This is a genomic window from Paraburkholderia xenovorans, from assembly GCF_046030735.1.
Classification (GTDB): Bacteria; Pseudomonadota; Gammaproteobacteria; order Burkholderiales; family Burkholderiaceae; genus Paraburkholderia; species Paraburkholderia xenovorans_A.
Window position 1 is genome coordinate 1 of sequence record NZ_JAQQBV010000003.1, and the last position, 18,187, is coordinate 18,187.

General features: G+C 63.0%; 17 protein-coding genes. 10 read left to right on the plus strand and 7 right to left on the minus strand.

Going from position 1 to position 18,187, the window contains the following annotated elements:
* The 6 genes from PQQ51_RS03310 to PQQ51_RS03335 all read left to right on the plus strand — a co-directional run.
* Window positions 1–412 (plus strand): helix-turn-helix transcriptional regulator (locus tag PQQ51_RS03310; RefSeq protein ID WP_408494805.1); only part of this gene is annotated, 412 nt, incomplete at its 5' end.
* 156 nt (window positions 413–568) lie between these two features.
* Window positions 569–1,264 (plus strand): fumarylacetoacetate hydrolase family protein, encoded by a 696-nt coding sequence (locus PQQ51_RS03315; protein ID WP_408494807.1) that lies wholly within the window; start codon window positions 569–571, stop codon window positions 1,262–1,264.
* 79 nt (window positions 1,265–1,343) lie between these two features.
* Entirely contained in the window at window positions 1,344–2,450 is a 1,107-nt protein-coding gene (locus PQQ51_RS03320) for an alpha/beta fold hydrolase (protein ID WP_408494809.1), read from the plus strand.
* Between the two features lie 82 nt (window positions 2,451–2,532).
* The gene (locus PQQ51_RS03325) at window positions 2,533–2,943 is read left to right on the plus strand and encodes a cupin domain-containing protein (RefSeq protein WP_408494811.1); all 411 of its coding nucleotides are present in this window, start codon (window positions 2,533–2,535) and stop codon (window positions 2,941–2,943) included.
* Between the two features lie 40 nt (window positions 2,944–2,983).
* Window positions 2,984–3,664, plus strand: coding sequence for a TetR/AcrR family transcriptional regulator (locus PQQ51_RS03330; RefSeq protein WP_408494813.1), 681 nt, complete (start codon window positions 2,984–2,986; stop codon window positions 3,662–3,664).
* Between the two features lie 173 nt (window positions 3,665–3,837).
* Window positions 3,838–5,388 (plus strand): methyl-accepting chemotaxis protein, encoded by a 1,551-nt coding sequence (locus PQQ51_RS03335; protein WP_408494815.1) that lies wholly within the window; start codon window positions 3,838–3,840, stop codon window positions 5,386–5,388.
* A 56-nt stretch (window positions 5,389–5,444) separates the two neighbouring features.
* On the opposite strand, the gene PQQ51_RS03340 is transcribed toward PQQ51_RS03335, so the two are convergent.
* The 3 genes from PQQ51_RS03340 to PQQ51_RS03350 all read right to left on the minus strand — a co-directional run bounded on the left by PQQ51_RS03340 (window position 5,445) and on the right by PQQ51_RS03350 (window position 8,424).
* A complete protein-coding gene (locus tag PQQ51_RS03340; protein WP_408494817.1) occupies window positions 5,445–6,473 on the minus strand; it encodes an ABC transporter substrate-binding protein in 1,029 nt (342 codons plus the stop codon).
* A 65-nt stretch (window positions 6,474–6,538) separates the two neighbouring features.
* Window positions 6,539–7,369: an ABC transporter ATP-binding protein gene (locus PQQ51_RS03345; RefSeq protein WP_408494819.1), complete on the minus strand. Its 831-nt coding sequence runs from the start codon at window positions 7,367–7,369 to the stop codon at window positions 6,539–6,541.
* Window positions 7,363–8,424 carry an ABC transporter permease gene (locus PQQ51_RS03350; protein WP_408494821.1) on the minus strand — a complete coding sequence of 354 codons (1,062 nt, stop codon included), beginning with the start codon at window positions 8,422–8,424 and terminating at the stop codon, window positions 7,363–7,365. The genes PQQ51_RS03345 and PQQ51_RS03350 overlap by 7 nt, the downstream gene beginning before the upstream one ends.
* Before the next feature lie 339 nt (window positions 8,425–8,763).
* Here PQQ51_RS03350 and PQQ51_RS03355 point away from each other — a divergent pair, with 339 nt between their 5' ends.
* The 4 genes from PQQ51_RS03355 to PQQ51_RS03370 are packed head-to-tail and all read left to right on the plus strand — an operon-like array spanning window position 8,764 to window position 11,986.
* Window positions 8,764–9,609: a transporter substrate-binding domain-containing protein gene (locus PQQ51_RS03355; RefSeq protein ID WP_408494823.1), complete on the plus strand. Its 846-nt coding sequence runs from the start codon at window positions 8,764–8,766 to the stop codon at window positions 9,607–9,609.
* A complete protein-coding gene (locus PQQ51_RS03360; RefSeq protein WP_408494825.1) occupies window positions 9,606–10,370 on the plus strand; it encodes an amino acid ABC transporter permease in 765 nt (254 codons plus the stop codon). The genes PQQ51_RS03355 and PQQ51_RS03360 overlap by 4 nt, the downstream gene beginning before the upstream one ends.
* Window positions 10,360–11,148, plus strand: coding sequence for an amino acid ABC transporter permease (locus tag PQQ51_RS03365; protein ID WP_408494828.1), 789 nt, complete (start codon window positions 10,360–10,362; stop codon window positions 11,146–11,148). Before PQQ51_RS03360 ends, PQQ51_RS03365 begins: the two co-directional genes overlap by 11 nt.
* Entirely contained in the window at window positions 11,135–11,986 is an 852-nt protein-coding gene (locus tag PQQ51_RS03370; protein WP_408494830.1) for an amino acid ABC transporter ATP-binding protein, read from the plus strand. Before PQQ51_RS03365 ends, PQQ51_RS03370 begins: the two co-directional genes overlap by 14 nt.
* A 77-nt stretch (window positions 11,987–12,063) precedes the next feature.
* Here PQQ51_RS03370 and PQQ51_RS03375 read toward each other — a convergent pair whose 3' ends face one another.
* From PQQ51_RS03375 to PQQ51_RS03390, 4 genes are all read right to left on the minus strand, one after another.
* Window positions 12,064–13,401 carry an LLM class flavin-dependent oxidoreductase gene (locus PQQ51_RS03375; protein WP_408494832.1) on the minus strand — a complete coding sequence of 446 codons (1,338 nt, stop codon included), beginning with the start codon at window positions 13,399–13,401 and terminating at the stop codon, window positions 12,064–12,066.
* A complete protein-coding gene (locus PQQ51_RS03380; protein WP_408494834.1) occupies window positions 13,398–14,726 on the minus strand; it encodes an MmgE/PrpD family protein in 1,329 nt (442 codons plus the stop codon). Before PQQ51_RS03380 ends, PQQ51_RS03375 begins: the two co-directional genes overlap by 4 nt.
* Before the next feature lie 269 nt (window positions 14,727–14,995).
* The gene (locus PQQ51_RS03385; protein ID WP_408494836.1) at window positions 14,996–15,820 is read right to left on the minus strand and encodes a hypothetical protein; all 825 of its coding nucleotides are present in this window, start codon (window positions 15,818–15,820) and stop codon (window positions 14,996–14,998) included.
* A 43-nt stretch (window positions 15,821–15,863) separates the two neighbouring features.
* The gene (locus PQQ51_RS03390; RefSeq protein WP_408494838.1) at window positions 15,864–18,041 is read right to left on the minus strand and encodes a TonB-dependent siderophore receptor; all 2,178 of its coding nucleotides are present in this window, start codon (window positions 18,039–18,041) and stop codon (window positions 15,864–15,866) included.
* Window positions 18,042–18,187 lie beyond the last annotated feature (146 nt).

Genomic DNA, 18,187 nt, shown 5'->3' on the forward strand with positions numbered 1-18,187 from the left:
GCGCGCTTATCTGCTGCAATTGATCGGCATGATTTGCACGAGCCACCGCGACATGATTCAGGCGCTAGTGGCGGCACGCTCGCCGGCGCGGCAGGAATCTGTGTTTGCGCGCTTGTCGGGCTATCTGCATGCCCACCTGTCCGATCCGTCGTTTTCTGCCGCTTCGCTCGCGGCGCTGATGTCGTTGTCGTCGCGTTACGTCGGCGACCTGGTTAAGCGCGAAACCGGCAAGTCCGTCGTGCAATGGATCACGCAGACCCGCATCGAGGAAGCGAAAAGACTACTACGCGACCACCGTCGGCAGATCAAGGACATCGCGTTCGAGGTCGGCTATCGCGACGAAGCGTATTTCACGCGACGTTTCAGGCAGTTCACCGGCGTGTCGCCGTCCGCGTATCGCGACGGAGCCTGAGCGGCAGCGCGTCACGACGCCGACGCACCGTTTCGGGCGAGGCTCGCGCGTGAAATGTGGAATTGTCCAGGTGCTTGCGTCTATCTGTCCAGGCGATGCGTGCCCTTCGAAGATATCGTGCAGTCACACACGATTTCTCCTTTGGAGCACCACGCCATGAGTCAATTTGTCATTTCCGCCCCGCCGGTCACCTCGGTCGAAGTCGCCGGATCGGACGCACGTTTCCCTGTCCGCCGCGTGTTTTGCGTGGGGCGTAATTACGCCGACCATGCGCTCGAAATGGGCGGCAATCCGGATCGCGAGCCGCCGTTCTTTTTCCAGAAACCATCGGACGCCGTCGTGCCCGCAAGCGGTCAGATTCCTTATCCGCCGCTGACCAGCGACCTGCACCACGAGATTGAAATGGTCATTGCAATCGGCAAAGAGGGGACGAATGTTTCCACCGACGATGCCAGAGATCTGGTGTGGGGCTATGGCGTGGGTGTCGATCTGACGCGCCGCGATCTGCAGGCAGCGGCGAAAAAGCTCGGTCGTCCGTGGGACTGGGGCAAAGGATTCGATTTGTCTGCGCCGACAAGCCCGTTGCGCCCGGTCTCGGAAGTCGGCCATCTCGAAGCGGGTCGGATCTGGCTCACGGTGAATGGCGAACTGCGTCAGGAAGGCGATCTTCGCCAGATGATCTGGCCCGTCGTGGACATCATTCGCTATGTGTCGGAATCGGTGACGTTAAAACCGGGCGATCTGATTTTCAGCGGCACGCCGGCCGGTGTCGGTGCAATGCAACCCGGCGATACGGTGCGCGGCGGCGTAGAAGGTATCGGTGAATTTGAATTCCGGATCGGCGACGCCTGAGGCTAGAACCAGGCGTTCCGGGTCCCCGCCAGACCCGCTTGTTGTCATTTCATCGCTACGTGTAATCAGTAAGAAATCCATGAAAAAAGTTTTGCCGTTCATTGCCGCGTTGACACTCTGGACGTCATGCCAGGCACAGTCATCCATCGGCTCACCCGTCGGCTCATCAAGCGGAGAATCATCCTCTGAGACTGCGGGCGATTTCATTGCACATGACTTCAGGTTCTCCGATGGAACCGTGCTTCCCGAAGTAAAACTGCACTATGTCACGCTGGGTCATATTCAACGAAACACGGCGGGTCACGTTACCAACGCGGTGCTGCTTCTCCACGGCACGACCGGTACAGGTCAGCAATTTCTGTCTCCCGCATCGCGAAAGGAGTTGTTCGCAGCGGGTGCACCGTTGGATGCCAACAAGTACTTCGTCATTATTCCGGATGGACTGGGGCGCGGCGGCTCGAGCAAACCGAGCGACGGATTACGCACACGGTTTCCTCAATACGGTTACAACGACGTCGTCACCGGGCAGTATCGGCTTGTGAAAGAAGGGTTGAAAGTCGACCATCTGAAGCTTGTTCTCGGCACGTCGATGGGCGGCATGCAAACGTGGCTTTGGGGCGAACAGCATCCGGACATGATGGACGCGCTGATGCCGATCGCGTCTCAACCGATCGCGATGGCCGGGCGCAACTGGTTCTGGCGGCAGATGGTCGTCAGCGCAATAGAGCATGATCCGGACTGGCAGCATGGCGACTACACCGCCTCTCCTCAGCAATGGGTGCGCGTCATGCCGGTGTTCACGATCATGACGCAGAACCCTCGGCAGATCCAGTTGACCGCGCCTGATCGGGATGCGGCCACTCGTCTGTACGATGCAACGATCGCGCAATACTCGAAGTACGACGCCAACGACGTGTTGTACTGGTTCAAATCCTCCTGGGACTATGACCCTGCGCCTGAGCTCGGCCGGATAAAGGCGAAACTGCTCGCCGTGAACTTCCAGGACGACCTGATCAATGCGACCGATCTCGGTGCGTTGCAGCGACTCGTTCCTCAGGTGGCCGAAGGTCAATTCGTGGAGATTCCGGAAGGCCCGTCGTCGTTTGGGCATCAGACGCTGGCACATCCGGAAGTCTGGAAAAAATACGTCGTGCAGTTACTCGCCGGTAAGCGCGAGCCTCAATAAGCTGGATCTTTCCGCTGACAACTTTCTCATTTCAGGTTCTGTGCTGCATCTGGGCACAGAACCGTTATCGGCCAGGCATTTCGTGAAAAAAGCAAAACATTTCATTCTCGGCGCTCTCTTCATCACAGCGTTGTCGTCGTGCTTCGCGCAAAACGCCGAGATAAACCGAACCGAGATTACCCGGAGCGACGTATCGGTGCCGGGCCGGCAGGCGATCGTTTCGCGTCTCGAGATCGCACCGGGTGGAAAGCTCGGCTGGCATACGCATCCGGGCGACGAAATCGGCTACGTGACCTCAGGGGTGCTGACACTGATGGTCGCGGGCAATGAAGCGCGCAAAGTTGCAGCGGGCGGCGGCTTCGTGGTGCCGGCCGGCGCTGTGCATAGCGCAAGGAACGACGGCGCGCTGCCCGTGCAGGTGATCACCGTGCACGTGGTGGCAAAGGATGAGCCCTTCGCCACTCCGGCGGCTGCGCCTGCATCCGGCAAGTAAAGCGGGCAAGGTGTTGCTGGCGTAAAGCAGTAAAACAGCCATGATAGAAAGAACGCGCCACAATCGAGCGCGGGAGGATTCGCTCTCGCGGAATCGAATCGTCGAAGAGTCGATCGCGTTGCTGGACAGCCGCGGCGAAAGCGGCCTGACCTTTCGCGCGCTGTCCGGGCGGCTTGCCACCGGCATCGGCGCTATCTACCGGTACATCGACAGCAAGAACGATCTGCTGACTGCCGCTTGCGACGCGGTCATCGCCGACATGATGAGCGTGCCGCCGGTCGGCGCGACGCCGGAAGCAACGATTCGCGCGCTGGCTCTCAGCCTGTTCGACGCGATCGACGCGCATCCGTGGGTCGGCTCGGTACTCACCCAGGCACCGGCGCAGTTGCCGACGGTGCGCGTGCTCGAACGCATAGGCCAGCAGATTCGCTCTCTTGATGTCCCTGACGACGCACAGTGGGGCGCCGTGTTCGTGTTATTGAATTACATTCTGGGCGTCAGCGGGCAGAACGCGGTGAACGCGCAGATCGCGCGGGAGTCAGGCACCGACAAATCCAACTTCCTCGACGAGCTGTCGGCAATGTGGTCCGAGCTCGATCCGCATGAATACCCGTTCACCCGTCGCGTGGCAGGGCAATTGCACGTCCATGACGATCGCCTCGATTTTCTCGCCGGCATCGATCTCATACTCGGTGGGATCGGCGCTGCGCGCAGTCGCTGAGCGGACGTGTCATGCGCGGCTGTGCGACGGCTTTCAGCCCGTCTTCTGCCCGTCTTGCAGACCCATTTCAGATTCCCCTTCATTTTCGCGGCGATTTGCCGTAATCCTGTTGACCGCCCGCGCCTTCCCGGCGCGATGTTTTTCCGTTCCGCTGGCTGTACCCCGAGGCATCCATGTTTTCCAACATCACGATCCGCGCCCGTCTCGCCCTTGCGATGGGCTTCCTCGGCCTGCTCATGACGATCGGCGCCGTGCTCGGCGTGGCGGGCATCGCGTTGAGCAATGCCGATCAGAAGGATCTGTACTCCAACGAACTCGCGTCTGCGATTGCGATCGGCAAGTTCAACTTCTTCTATGCGCGCGGCCGGCTGGTACTGGACCGGATCGCGGCTCAGCCCGATCGTGCGGACGTGGCCACCCTCGAAGCGAGAGCACGCGAGCAGTTTTCCATCGGCGACGAAGCCTGGCGGACCTACCGTGCCCTCTCCGCCGACCCGCGGCAGCAACCCCTCGCCGAAGCGGTCGAAGCCAAGCGCGCGCTTGCAATGAACGGACCGGTCGCTCAGGTGTTTGCCGCGATCGACCGGCGCGACACCGCGCAACTCGGCGATCTGATCTCGAACAGGATGACGGCGCCGTTCAACGAAATCACGGACCGTTCCGCGGAGCTCGAAAAGATGCAGGCGGATCAGGCCCACAGCCGGTACGAGGCCGCACAGGAGCGTTTCCATACGATTCTCGCGCTCGCCGGAGCCGGTCTGCTGATCGGGCTGTCGATGGCCGCGTTCGCGTGGCATGCGCTACGTAAGTCGATTGCCGGCCCGCTCGATGACGCGATGCACCACTTCCGCGCGATCGCCGAGGGCGACCTCGCCCGGCGTATCGAGGTACGCTCGCGCGACGAGATGGGCCGGATGCTGGAAGATCTGCGCCTGATGCAGTCCCGCCTGCGGGAAACGATGGTCTCGGTACGCGACGGTGCTCAATCGATTTCCACGGCTACCGCGCAGATCTCGGCAGGCAACACCGATCTGTCGCAGCGGACCGAGGAGCAAGCCGCGTCGCTCGAAGAGACCGCATCGAGCATGTCGGAACTCACGTCGACCGTGCGCCAGAACGCCGACAATGCGCGTCAGGCGAGCGAACTCGCGCGGGCTGCGGTAGACGTCGCGCACGAAGGCAGCGAGGTCGTCTCGAAGGTCGTCACGACGATGGGCGAAATCAATGCAAGCTCGAAGCAGATCGCCGACATCATCGGCGTGATCGAAGGCATCGCGTTCCAGACCAATATTCTCGCGTTGAACGCGGCCGTCGAAGCGGCGCGCGCAGGCGAGCAAGGCCGCGGTTTTGCGGTGGTGGCGGGCGAAGTGCGCACGTTGGCTCAACGCAGCGCGTCGGCGGCCAAGGAAATCAAAACGCTGATCAGCGAATCGGTCGACCGGGTGGGTAACGGAACGGAACTGGTGGGCCGCGCAGGAAAGACGATGACGGAGATCAACGACGCGGTGCGTCGCGTGACAGACATCATGGCCGGGATTGCGGCCGCCTCCGAAGAACAAAGCGATGGGATCGAGCAGGTCAACAAGGCCGTCTCGCAGATGGATGAAGTCACGCAGCGCAACGCGGCATTGGTCGAGCAGGCCGCGGCAGCCGCGGTATCGCTCGAGGAACAGGCCACGCGCATGAGCGATGTGGTGGCCGTGTTCCAGTTGCCGGCGAATTGAGTCTCTATCGCCTCGTTGATTTAGCCTGACAGCAACAGCACACCATTCACGCTTACTTACGCCAGCACGTTCGAGAACACCCGGTCGGCGAGGCGGTTCGAATCGGTGCCGCTGTTGAGCACGCCAACGGCTTTCAGGTCGTCCGCATAGAGCGAGATTTCCTTCCTGAACGCGTCGCCCACCGGATGATGGTGATCGGTGTGACTCCTGAGCATCGCGGCCAGTTGGTTCACGTCGGCGGAAGGCGTGTACGGCGAGAAAATCGCCGCGGCTTCGGCCGGATGATTGGCGGTCCACTCGGTTGCGTCGAGCAATGCCTGCGTCAACGCCTGCGCGGTCGCGCGGTCCTTGCGCACCAGCGAGCCGCGCACGCCGAGCACGCAGCACGCGCGGGTCTGGTATTCGCCGCACAGGTTGTTGGATACCTCGTACAGATGGTCGTCTTCGCGAATCGTCCAGATGGTCGGGTCGCCATCCGCGATCGCCTGCACTTCGCCCTTCTTCAGCGCCTGGCCCAGCAGGTTCGCCGGATACTGCCGCCAGTTCACGTCGCGCTCCGGATCGACGCCGATCTTCTTCAACACGATCGCGAAGAAATTCTTGGCCGGACTCGCCATGTCGCTCACGCCGATCGTGCGCCCCTTCAGACCCGCCACGTCGACGATGCCCGACGCGCGCGTGGCCAGCAAACGCATGCAGCCGCCGTGAATGCCGGCTGTCAGCTTCACATCGAAGCCCTGCTCCAGCGGTTTGATCCAGCGCAGCGCCATGCCGACGCCCGCATCGGACTTGCCGGTTGCGATCGCTTCGAGCAACTGGTCTGTCGAGCCCGAGTAATTCACCAGTTCGACCTGCAAGCCGTGCTTCTGGAAGAAGCCCTGTTTCTCCGCAACGGCCACCGGCGCGGTACAGATCGCGCCCGCATTCCACGACAGTTTCAGCGGTTTGAGCGGCGTCTGCGCGAGCGCCAGCGAAGCCGGCAGCAGCGACGCGCCGCCGAGCGCCGCCGCGCCCGCGGTCCACGCGGTTTTGCGCAGCCACGCGCGGCGCGCGGGACTCAGCGGAGATTCATCGTAGGGATTCATGTGCGGCTCCAGAGGTCGTTGTCGGTTGTTGTTTGGTCGTTGTTAGTTTTGCTTCTATGCTTCGTTCAGGTGTCGAGCCCGAGTTGCGCCAGCACTTCGCGACGCAAGGCCACCAGTTTCGGATCGTCGCGATGGCGCGGATACGGCGCGTCGTTGCGCACCTCGGCAATCACGCGTGCCGGCCGCTCGCTGAATACGATCACGCGATTGGCGAGCAGCAGCGCCTCCTCCACGTCGTGCGTGACCAGCAGCACGGAGAAGCGCGCGTCCTGCCAGAGTCGCGCCAGCTCGCCTTGCATGCGGATGCGTGTGAGCGAATCGAGCTTGCCGAACGGTTCGTCCAGCACCAGCAGCGCCGGATCGTTGACGAGCGCGCGCGCCAACGCGACACGCTGCGCCATCCCGCCGGACAGTTGATGCGGAAACGCTTCGGCGAATTCGCTCAGGCCGACGAGTTCCAACGCCGCGTCGATCCGTTGCTCGGCTCGTTCATACTGCGGACCGGCGCGCCGCGCGAACCGCTTGCGCTGCGCCTGCGGGCCGATCCCGACATTGCCGCGCACCGTACGCCACGGATACAAGGTCGGGTCCTGAAACACCACCACGCGCGACGGATCGGGGCCCGCGATCGCAGCGCCATCGGCCTGCAAGCTGCCTTCGGTCGGCTTGTCGAGGCCAGCGACGAGACGCAGCAACGTGGATTTGCCACAGCCGCTCGGTCCGAGCAACGCAACGAATTCGCCGGGCTCGACGCTGAAACTGACGTCCTGCAACACCGGCAATGCGGCGCCGCGCAGCGCGAACCGATGGCTGACGTGCGTGACGTCGATACGTGCGCCGTCGCGAACCGACGGCGCGGGAACGGACCGATTCAACACTTCGGGTACGGCTACCATTTGAGCAATCCTTTCTGCCATGCGAGCAGACGGTCACGCACACGAAACAGCAACGTGATCAGGCCGGAACACATCAGCGCCATCACCAGCAGCGCCGCATACATGTTCGCGTACGCGGCCCACCCCTGCGCCCATTGCAGATACCAGCCGAGCCCGGCTTTCACGCCCATCATTTCCGCGACGATCAGCACCGAGAACGACGCGCCCAGACCCATGAACAGCCCGACGAACACCGACGGCAGCGCCGCCGGAATCGCGACGCGCAGAATCAGAAAGCTCGGCCGCGCGCCGAGCGTGCGGGCAATGTCGTAAAAGGCCGAATTGACGCCGGCGACACCCGACCACGTCAGCACCGTCACCGGAAACGCGGTGGCCAGTGCGATCAGGAAGACACTCGCGCTGAAGCTCGACGGAAAGAAGAAGAATGCGAGCGGCAGCCACGCGGTGGCCGGCAACGGGCCGATCAGCCGCAGCACCGGATGCACCCAGTAGCTGACCGCTTGCGACCAGCCGATGCTCACACCTGTGATAAAGCCCACGGCCGCGCCGAGCACATAGCCATACGCCAGCAGACCGAACGAATGCAGCACGCTCGTGCCGAGCCGCGCATAGTCGTCTGCGTAGACGCCGATCAGCGCTTGTGGCGGCGCGAAAAACGGCCGCGGCAGCCATTCGAGTTGCGCGGTGACGGCTTCCCACGCGCTCACGCCGAGCGCCAGCGCGAGCAGCCAGGGCATCGCGCCGAGCCACGCGCCGGTGCGCGTCACCGGTGCATTCGCGCGAGCCGGTTCGTTGCGGTAGCCGGCAATGGCAGTCCCGATCGCGAATACCGCCAGCACCAGTTTCAGTGCTATCAATTGTTTCGTATATGGCCAGTCGTCGAGACTTGGCCACCATTCGGTCAACGCCGCGCCGCCGAGCCATGCGAGCGCCGCGAGGCCGGCGATCAGCACGCCGCGTGAAAAACGGAGCGTGGGAGCCGCGCGGCGGGCCTCGCTTTCGCCCGCGGCGACGGCCGCGCCGCGCGTCGCGATCGATTCGAACTGGGTGGACATGATGGTTCGGGCCTCCGGCCTCGTGTCGGTGCCGATGACGCGGCCAGCGCGCGTGAAGCGCCCGTCGAGGCCGTTACATGACACGCGATTCCAATAGGATGGCCGATTATAGAAACGGCATATCGGCATTTCCAACCGACAATTCCGCCGATCGATATTCCACTCGCAGCGCTATTTTTAGAGCGCTCGCGTCACGTTGACGAATACGACGCTGCGACATCCAAATCGTCCAGCTTTGCGCGCATTCAGATAACGGTATGAAAATTCCTTGGTTCTTTCTTGCGTCCGCAATGCCGAGAATGTGCGATCCCAACAGACTCCAGCCCCACTTTCTCATTCATGTTCAGCCGACCGACCCGCACACTCCTTAACCGCACCTTGCGCGCCGTCGCACTGCTCGCCGCATTCGGCGCGAGCGTCGCGCATGCCGACAGCACGCTGGACCGGATTCATCAGCGCCACAAGATCGTGGTCGGCGTGATCCTGTCCGGGCCGCCGTTCGGCTCGCTCGATCCGGCGACGCAAAAACCGGTCGGTTTCAACGTCGATCTCGCCAACGACGTCGCGAAGCGCCTCGGCGTCGACGTGGAATTGACGCCGGTGCAGCCGTCGAACCGCGTGCAGTTCCTGCAGCAGGGCAAGGTCGACGCGTTGATCGCCAATATGGAAGTCACGAAGGAACGCGCGGAAATCTTCTCTTACCCGCCCACGCCGTTCGAGGAGATCGGCGGCGCGCTGATCACGCGTAAGGACAGCGGCATCAAGACATGGAACGACGTGCGCGGCAAACCCGTGTGCGTGTCGCAGGGCAGCAACTATACGAAGCCGCTCGCCGAACAGTACGGCGCACAGGTCAAGGCTTTTCGCGGACAACCGGAGTCGCTGCTCGCACTGCGCGGCAACAACTGCGTAGCGGCGGTGCACGTCGCGCCGACGTTGCGCCTGCTCGTCGCGCACAATCCGGACTGGAAGGACTACACGATCCCCGTTTCGAACGAACTGATTCCGTCGCCTTCGGTGATCTGGGTTCGCAAGGGCGAAACGGACACGCAGAACGCGCTCGATAAAATCGTCCAGGACTGGCACCGCAGCGGCTGGCTGATCGACGTCGAACACAAGAACGGCATGCAACCGTCGCAGGCCGTGCTCGATCTGCACACGAAGCTGAAGGCACAAGGTGCATGAGCGTGTCCGCTGCTGACACGCTCTCGCATGCCGCGACCGGTCTCGTCGACGCGATCGGCAAGATCGGGCTGAACTACAGCTTCGTACTCGCGCCGGACGAACTCGCGTCGTTCCTGCATGGGATGCTGGTCACGCTCGAATTGTCGCTGGTGACCGCCGTCGGCAGTCTGCTCGCCGGCGTCGTGCTCGCGGCCATGCTCACGTCGCCGCGCGCGGCGCTTGCGCGCCCTGCCCGCGTGTTCGTCGAAATTACCCGCAATACGCCGACGCTCGTTCAGTTGTTCTGCGCGTTTCTCGTGCTGAACATGCTGATCAGCGAGGCGTTGCGCAACCTGGGCGGCAATCCGCTGACACCGTTCATCTGGAGCGCGATCGTGATCTCGCTGCATAAGGGCGCGTTTCACGCGGAAGCGCTGCGCGCCGGTATCGAAGCGGTGCCGCGCACCACGCTCGAAGCGGCGCAATCGCTCGGCTATAGCCGGCGTCAGCGCCTGTGGGGCGTGCAATTGCCGCTCGCGCTGCGTTTCGCGCTGCCCGCGCTCGTCAACAACATGGTGGATCTGGTGAAAATGACCACGGTCGCTTCGGCGATCGCGGTCGGCGACATCACGTATGCGTCGATCATGATCTGGACGCAGCGCGACAACGTGCTCGAATTGATGATCCTGATTCTGCTGTTCTTCGGCGCGCTGACTTTCGCGATCAATCGCGCGGGGCGCTGGCTCGAAGGTCGCCTGAGGATACCCGGCTATGGCCACTAGTACGCTTTCGCCGCCGGCACGCGGAGGAAAGCGCGTGGCTGCCGTAATCGGCGTGGCGGTCGCGCTCGCGCTCGTCGCGTGGCTGGTGCAGGGGTCTCGCAATCCGACGCTCTCCGCACTCGTCACATGGACACCCGCGCTCGTCAAATCGCTGTGGGTCAACATCGAAATCAGTTTGCTGGCGATCGCGCTGGGCACGCTCGCCGGTCTGGTGCTCGGGCCGTTGCTGCTGTCGCCGCTGTGGATCGTGCGCGCGCTCACTCGCAGCTATGTGCAGGTGTTTCGCAATGCGCCGCTGCTCGTGCTGATTTACTTTTCGACCTACGTGTTCCCTTTCGAAATCGCGTTCGGCCAGCATATCGTGCCGTTTCCCGACTGGTTCAAGGTGACGCTCGGTCTTGCATTGCCCGCGAGCGCCAACTTCGCCGAACTGTTTCGCGGCGCGATCCAGTCGATTCCGCACGCGCAGTGGGACGCCGCGCGCTCGCTCGCCTTCAGCCGCACACAGGTGTTTCGCTGGATCATTCTGCCGCAGTGCGTGAAGCGCATGCTGCCGCCGTGGATGAACCTCTACGCGAGCATTACGATGGCAACGGCGCTCGCGTCGCTAGTCGGCGTTCACGATCTGCTGGATACCGCGCAGGTTGCGAGCAATACCGTCGCGCGTGCGGATTTCACGGTGGTCGTCTATTTCGCCGTGCTCGCGCTGTTCTTCGCTTACTGCTATCCGATCGCGCGCTTCACCCGTCTTCTCGAGAAACGCTATGCCTTCAGTTGAAACCTCGCCCGCCGGCGCGCGCCCGCTGGTCCGCTTGCGCGACGTGCATCTGTCGTTCGGTGCTAACCCGGTGCTCAAAGGCATCGATCTCGACGTGTTCCGCGGTCAGGCGGTGTCGATCATCGGGCCGTCGGGTTCGGGCAAGTCGACGATCCTGCGCTGCATCACCGGCCTGCTGCGTCCGCAGCACGGCGAAATCGAAGTGGACGGCACGCGCGTCGACCGTCTTTCTTCCGAACGCGACGAGATCGAATTACGCAAACGCGTCGGCTTCGTGTTCCAGCAGTACAACCTGTTTCCGCATCTGAGCGTGCTGGACAATCTCGTGGTCGCGCCGGTGCGTATTCTGGGCCGCGATAAAGCCAGCGCGACACGCACCGCGTACGATCTGCTGAAGAAGGTGCGGCTCTCGGACAAAGCGCATGCGTATCCGGGCGAACTGTCGGGCGGCCAGCAACAGCGTGTCGCGATTGCGCGGGCGCTCGCAATGCAACCCGATCTGATCCTGTTCGACGAAGTGACGTCCGCGCTCGATCCTGAGACCGTCGGCGAAGTGTTGACCGTGATTCGCGATCTGGTGAAAGACGGCATGACCTGCGTGCTCGTCACGCACGAAATGCGTTTCGCCGAGGAAGTCAGCGATACGGTGTATTTCACCGAGGCCGGCGTGATCGTCGAACACGGGCCGGCCGAGCGGTTGTTTCGTGCGCCAGCCAGTCCGCGCACGCGCGCGTTTCTCGCGCACACGCAGACGGCGCCGGACGCCGCGCGCGAAGTACAGGCGCACGCGCACAGCACGACGCCGGTGAAACTCGATTTGAGCAGCTTCGCGATTTAAAGCGGACCGCGCGAATGCAAAAACGGCGTCCGTTTTGCGGACGCCGTTTTTTTTGTGCTACCCACCTTCCGCCGTTTCTAGCCCTGCTCCGCCGCGTAACGACTCGCCGGCCGCGGCAATCCAAGATGATCGCGCAACGTCGTACCGCTATATTCGGTGCGGAACAACCCACGCCGCTGCAATTCCGGCACCACCAGTTCGACGAAGTCGTCGAGGCCGCCCGGGAAATACGGCGGCATGATGTTGAAGCCGTCGGCCGCCTCGCCGACGAACCATTCTTCGAGCGCGTCCGCGATCTGCACCGGCGTGCCCCACACGATCCGATGCCCGCGCGCGCCTGCCACCAGATAATACAGTTCGCGCAACGTCAGATTCTCGCGGCGCGCGAGATCGGTCAGCAGTTTCGCGCGGCTCTTGAGCTGATCGGATTCCGGCAGATCCGGCAACGGACCGTCGAGCGGATACTTCGACACGTCGTGACCGAGACGGTCGGACAGCAGAGTCAATGCGCCCGACGTATCGATCCATTGCTGCAATTGCGCGTACTTGTCCTTCGCTTCCTGCTCGGTTCTGCCGATCACCGGAAACACGCCCGGCATCACATGCAGTTGATCGCCTTCGCGACCGAACTTCGGCAGGCGGCCTTTGAGGTCGCGGTAGAAAACCTGCGCTTCCTCGATCGTCTGCTGCGCGGTGAACACCACCTCGGCGGTGCGCGCGGCGAGATCCTGGCCCGGACCCGACGAACCAGCCTGAATCACCACCGGATGACCCTGCGGCGGACGCGAAGAATTCAACGGGCCTCTCACCGAGAAGAACTGCCCTTTGTGATCCAGCGTGTGCACTTTTGCGGGATCGAAATAGACGCCGCGTTCCTTGTCCTTCACCACCGCGTCGTCGTCCCAGCTGTCCCACAGCCCTTTCACGACGTCGACGAATTCGCCCGCCATCTCGTAGCGCAATGCGTGGTCCGGATGATTGCCGCGCGTGAAATTCGCAGCGGTGCGATCGTACGACGTGGTCACCACGTTCCAGGCCGCGCGGCCGCCGCTCAGATGATCGAGCGACGCGAACGAGCGCGCCACGTGATACGGCTCGCTATACGTGGTGGAAGCAGTCGCCGCGAGACCGATGTGACGCGTGCCCATCGCGAGCGCGGAGAGCAGGCACAGCGGTTCGAGCCGCATCGCCATCGACGGATGCGCGTCCGGTCCGCTCGTCAGCCCGTCGGCGAGAAAAACCATGTCGAATTTGGCGCGCTCGGCCGTTTGCGTGATGCGCTGCATCAGCGCGAGATTTTCGCTGCCGGCCTGCGCGTCGGGATGACGCCAGCCGGCGACGTGATGTCCCGCGCCCTGAATGAAGAGCCCGAGGCGCATCTGCCGCGTGGCGGCGTTGCGAGTAGTCGATGTCATACGGTGATCTGTGCGAAGACGTTGAAAAGAGTGGCGAGGTCGGCGGCGCTTTGCATCGACTCGACGTGCGCGGGCACGAACGCGACGCGTTCGTCGCGGCCGGTGGCGTCCGCGAATTTGGCGGGCAGATCTTCGGCGCTGTAGAGGCGATCGGTCTTGTGCGTCAGCACCGTGCCGTTATGCAGCGCGATCTCGACAGTGGAAAAACGCGTGGCGGGATCGGTCGAAGCACGCGGCGCGCTTTCGTCGTGACGACGCGCGACGCGCGCGGCAAGCGCGCTCAGGTCGTCGCGTACCGGCACGTCGGCGAACGTGGCGACGCCTGGCGAGCCGTCCGTCAACGCGGCGGCCACCGCGTATTCCACGCTGAATCGCGCTTCGAGACCGGTCGACGGCAATTGATTCGATAGCGGCGTGTCGCCGCCGGGCGGAAACGTGACCGTGACGCTGGCAATGTCCGCCGGCGTCACGCGATGCGCGTCGCGCAACGTCAACGCGGCATGCACCGCGTAGTGCGTCGCCGTGCAGCACGCCCACGGTTTGAAGTACAGACCCGGCGTGTCGATTTGCCAGCGCGCGCCCCAGCCGTCGTTGACGCGTTCGAGTTGCGCCGCGCCGCCGCTAAATACACCGAAGAAACCGATTGGGCCATCCAGCGCATCGGGCGACCCGTGCAAACGCGCCGCGGCGAGTTCGGCGGAAAACACACCCGCGCGTGCGGCGAGACCCGCGTGCAGCGGTTTTGCTTCGCTGCCGAATTGCACACGCAAACCGGCCGACTGCGTGGCCGCAAGACCCAGCGCGTTTTCGATCGCGTCGGCATCGAGCTTCAACAGATAGGCGGCCGCCGCGGCCGCGCCGAGCGTGCCCAGCGTCGCGGTGTTATGAAAGCCCTGTTCGTAATGACGGCTGCCCAGCGCGAGGCCGAGGCGCGCCATCGTTTCGACGCCGACCACATAGGCGTCCAGCAAGTCGAGCGCGCTGCTGCCGCGCGTTTGCGCCAGCGCGAACAGCGCGGGCAGCAGCACCGTGGACGGATGGCCGCGCACGCTGCTGTGAACGTCGTCGTAGTCGAGCGCGTGGCCGGCGTAGCCGTTGAGCAACGCGGCCTGTTGCGCCGAAGCGCGCACCGCGCTACCGATCACGGAAGCGTCGCCACGCGAATCGTGGCCGCTGACACCCAGCAGTTTGCGGTAGCCGCTGTCGCTTGCACCGGCGAAGGCCGCGGCGAGGAAGTCGAGAATGCCGCGTCGCGCCGCTGCAATCGCGCGCGCGTCTTCACGAGGAACCGACTGGGAGATCGCGGCGGCCAGAGTTTGGGTCACGCTGCGGGCCGCGTGCGTGGCAGCGGGAACATCGAGGCTTGGCATATCGGAGGCGGACGCGCCGTTCAAAGTCATGCGACAAACGTTGCCCGTCACCGGCGTGCCACGGAAAAACCATGCGCAAACGGATATCGATCGGGCAACGACCTAAAGGCCGCATGCTAACGAAGCATCTCGTCATAACCAAACAAGAATTCCCGCTTTCGATATTGCGGATTCTGCGATGCTGTAGCAGAACCCGCGGATCGAACTCGGACGGCCGAGCTGCGTTACTGTGCGGCCGCCGTGACAGGCGTGGCAGGCGTGCCGACCGCCCAATCGAGCGCGGCATCGAATAGCGTCGCGCCGTCGGCACTCAGTTTTTCGAACGTGCGATTGCCGAGAAACACCGCGACCCGGCGCGCGGGCGCAATGAAGTCGTAATCCATCGTCGCGCCCTTTTCGTACGCAAACATCACCGCGCGGGTGGGCTCGCCCGGTAACGTCGCGATGACGGTTGCGCCTGGCGCCGGCTTGCCCCAGCCCATTTCATCGTCGCGGGGATAGACCCAGCGCTTGCCCGCAGGAACGCCGCCCGCGAGCGGGCTCGGTGCGTTGACCACGTTGATGTAATGCTCCTTGTCCAGCGTGCCGAAGTCTTCTCCCTTCTTCTGGCCGGTGAAGCGCAACGAGTCGAACAGGTCCGACTCCCAGGTCAGCAACGGCACGGGCACGTCCCGAAACGCGGTGCCCACCATATCCCGCGCACTGACGACCGACGAGATGATCACCAGGTCCTCGCCTTGCGCGGCGCTGACCGGGCCGCTCTGATCGACCATCGTGACGACCATCCCGCGCTGTTCGAGATGCGCGCGAACCTTGTCGTCCTCTTCGCGATCGCGATGCGTGAGCCGCGTCACGTATAGCACTTTCTTGTGGTCGGTGACTGAAGAGGCCGACGCGTTGCCGCCCGCCGCATAGGCTGCGGCACCGCCGCTCAGTTCGCAGATCGCCGCAACGACGAGGGCCAGCGCGGCAAACGTGTTGCGACGCGAACGCGATACCGCAACCGGGCGCCTGAATCGGGAAACATCATGGCTCGAAAAAACGGACATCGAAAAATCCTTTATAAAAAACCGCATTCGGCTGTGACGAAGCTTAAAAATCGATCGTCGACGTAAGCGTGAACGTGCGTTCCAGCCCGATGCCCAATTGGCTCGACCCGGCCGACGCCCAGTAGTGTTTGTTGAACGCGTTGTCGACGTTCAACTGGAACGTCGCGCCCTTGCCGAAAATTTTCGTCGAATAACGCGCACCGGCGGAGAACAGCGTGTAGCCGGGAATGGTCGCCTGATTCGCGTTGTTGATCGGACGCGAGCCGACGAAATAAGCGCCGCCGTTGAACGACAGGCCCGTGAGTTGCGGTACCCGATAGTTCAGGAACACACTGCCTGTGTAGCTCGGCGTGTTTTCCGGGCGTTTGCCAAGCGTAGTCGGATCCGTGCTGTCGACGAGTTCGGCATTCAGCCACATGCCGGTCGTGACGATGGACAGATCGCGCGTCACGTCGCCCTGATATGAAAACTCGACACCGCGATAACGGCCCAAGCCGTTCAGTGCATACACGTTGTTTGCATCGGCACTCGCAGAAGGCTGACGAATCTGGAACAACGCGATCGACACCAGCGAATCGTTGCCGAAGCGATGCCGCACACCCAACTCCTCCTGGCGGCTGACCGCGGCCGGCAACATCTGGTACGCGTTCGCTGCGGTAGCCGGCGCGCTGCCCGCGGATTCGAGCCCCTCGATATAGCTCGCGTACACGCTGGTCTGCGGCGTCAGCTTGTACAGCAGACTGGCGGACGGCGACGTACGATGAACGTCCTGCGTCGCCGTGAAGGCCTGAGTTGCGTGGTAAGCGGAATAGCGCACGCCGGGCGTGAATTGCAGGTTCTGCGTGAGGTCGATGCGATCGAACGCATACGCACCCGCGTTGCTGGCGTGCTGTGCGTAGAAAGCCTTCGAACCCGCCGGCGTGAGGTTCGTGATGCTGATCGGCGAATAAAGGTTTTGAGCCGCCGTGTAGTACAACGTCGTGAAATCGGGCTGGAATTGCCAGGTCTGCGACACGCCGAAGGTGACATCGTGATTCACGCTGCCGGTGTGGAAATTGCCATTCATTTCCGCCCGAACGATCTTGCTCTCGTAGAACTGACCATTCTGCTTACTGCCCTGCAACGTACCCGCGCCCGTGTTCACGTTGTACTTCTGCATGATCCACAACCAGCGGTCGCGCTGCGTGATCGACTGCCCGAGCGAGACGTTCGCGCTCCAGTTGTCGGAGATCAGATAGTCCGCGCGAAACAACTGGCTGGTGGCCGTCGCGCTGGTTTTCTTGTCGTTCGGCGACAGCAGCGTCGACGCATCCGGCAGTCTCGGCAGCGTGATCACGCCCTTGACCGCAGCCTGCGGCGTGATGCCGGCCTGCTCGGCCACGCGCTCGTCGATATGCTCGAGATCGTATTTGAACGACAGGCGCCGCGTCGCCTGCCAGTCGAGCGCGACGCTTTCGAACTTGCGATAACCGCGGTCGCCGTCGATCGGCGTCTCGAGATGCTCGTCCATCGCATTCACACGGATTCCGAACTGATTGTCCGCACCGAAGCGGCGCGCGACATCGGCCTTCGCGCCGACTGAACCGTGCGAATCCACGAGTGCCGAAACGCTCGTCACCGGCGTAGCGCCCGCACGCTTCGTGACCATGTTGACGACGCCGGCCGGAACCGTGAACCCGTAGTACAACGCGGAGGCACCCTTCAGAACCTCGACATGATCCTTGTCCTCCATCGGCATCCAGATGTTGTTATCGATCGGCAGCACACCGTTGAGGAGATAGCTGTTGCGGTTGTCGAGCGCGATACCGCGGATCGACAACTGGTCGTACGCGATACCGCTCAATTGCTGACGCACGACTCCGGCGACATTGCGCAGCGCGTCGTACAGGCCGCTCGCCGCCTGGGCTTTCAGCAGATCGCCGGTCACCACGTTGACGGTGGCGGGAACGTCCAGCGTATCCAGTCCGCGGTATTGTGCGGTATCGACTGTCTTCGGCGCGAACGGGCTGGCTTGCTGCGCGTTCTTCGTCGCGTTGACGTCGACTGCTTTGAGCGTGGCGCCTGTGGCGGCGTCCGCACTGCCTGCATTACTTGCAATACTCGCATTACTCGGCGGTGCAGTTGCGGGCGTGGCGGAAGGTGCCGACGCGCCCGATACCGGATCTGCCGCAAGCTCTGCCGCGGCATGACTGACTACTGGCCAGGCTGCCGAGATGAGCACCGTCGCGGCACAAAATACACGCGGAAGCTCGAACGTCCTGGTTCGCGCGCTCCGATGTGGGCGTCGGTGTGGCACAGCGTTTGTCATGAATTCCCCGAGGTCGATGCTGAAAAAAGATAAATATGAATTGTCACTTCTCAAATGAC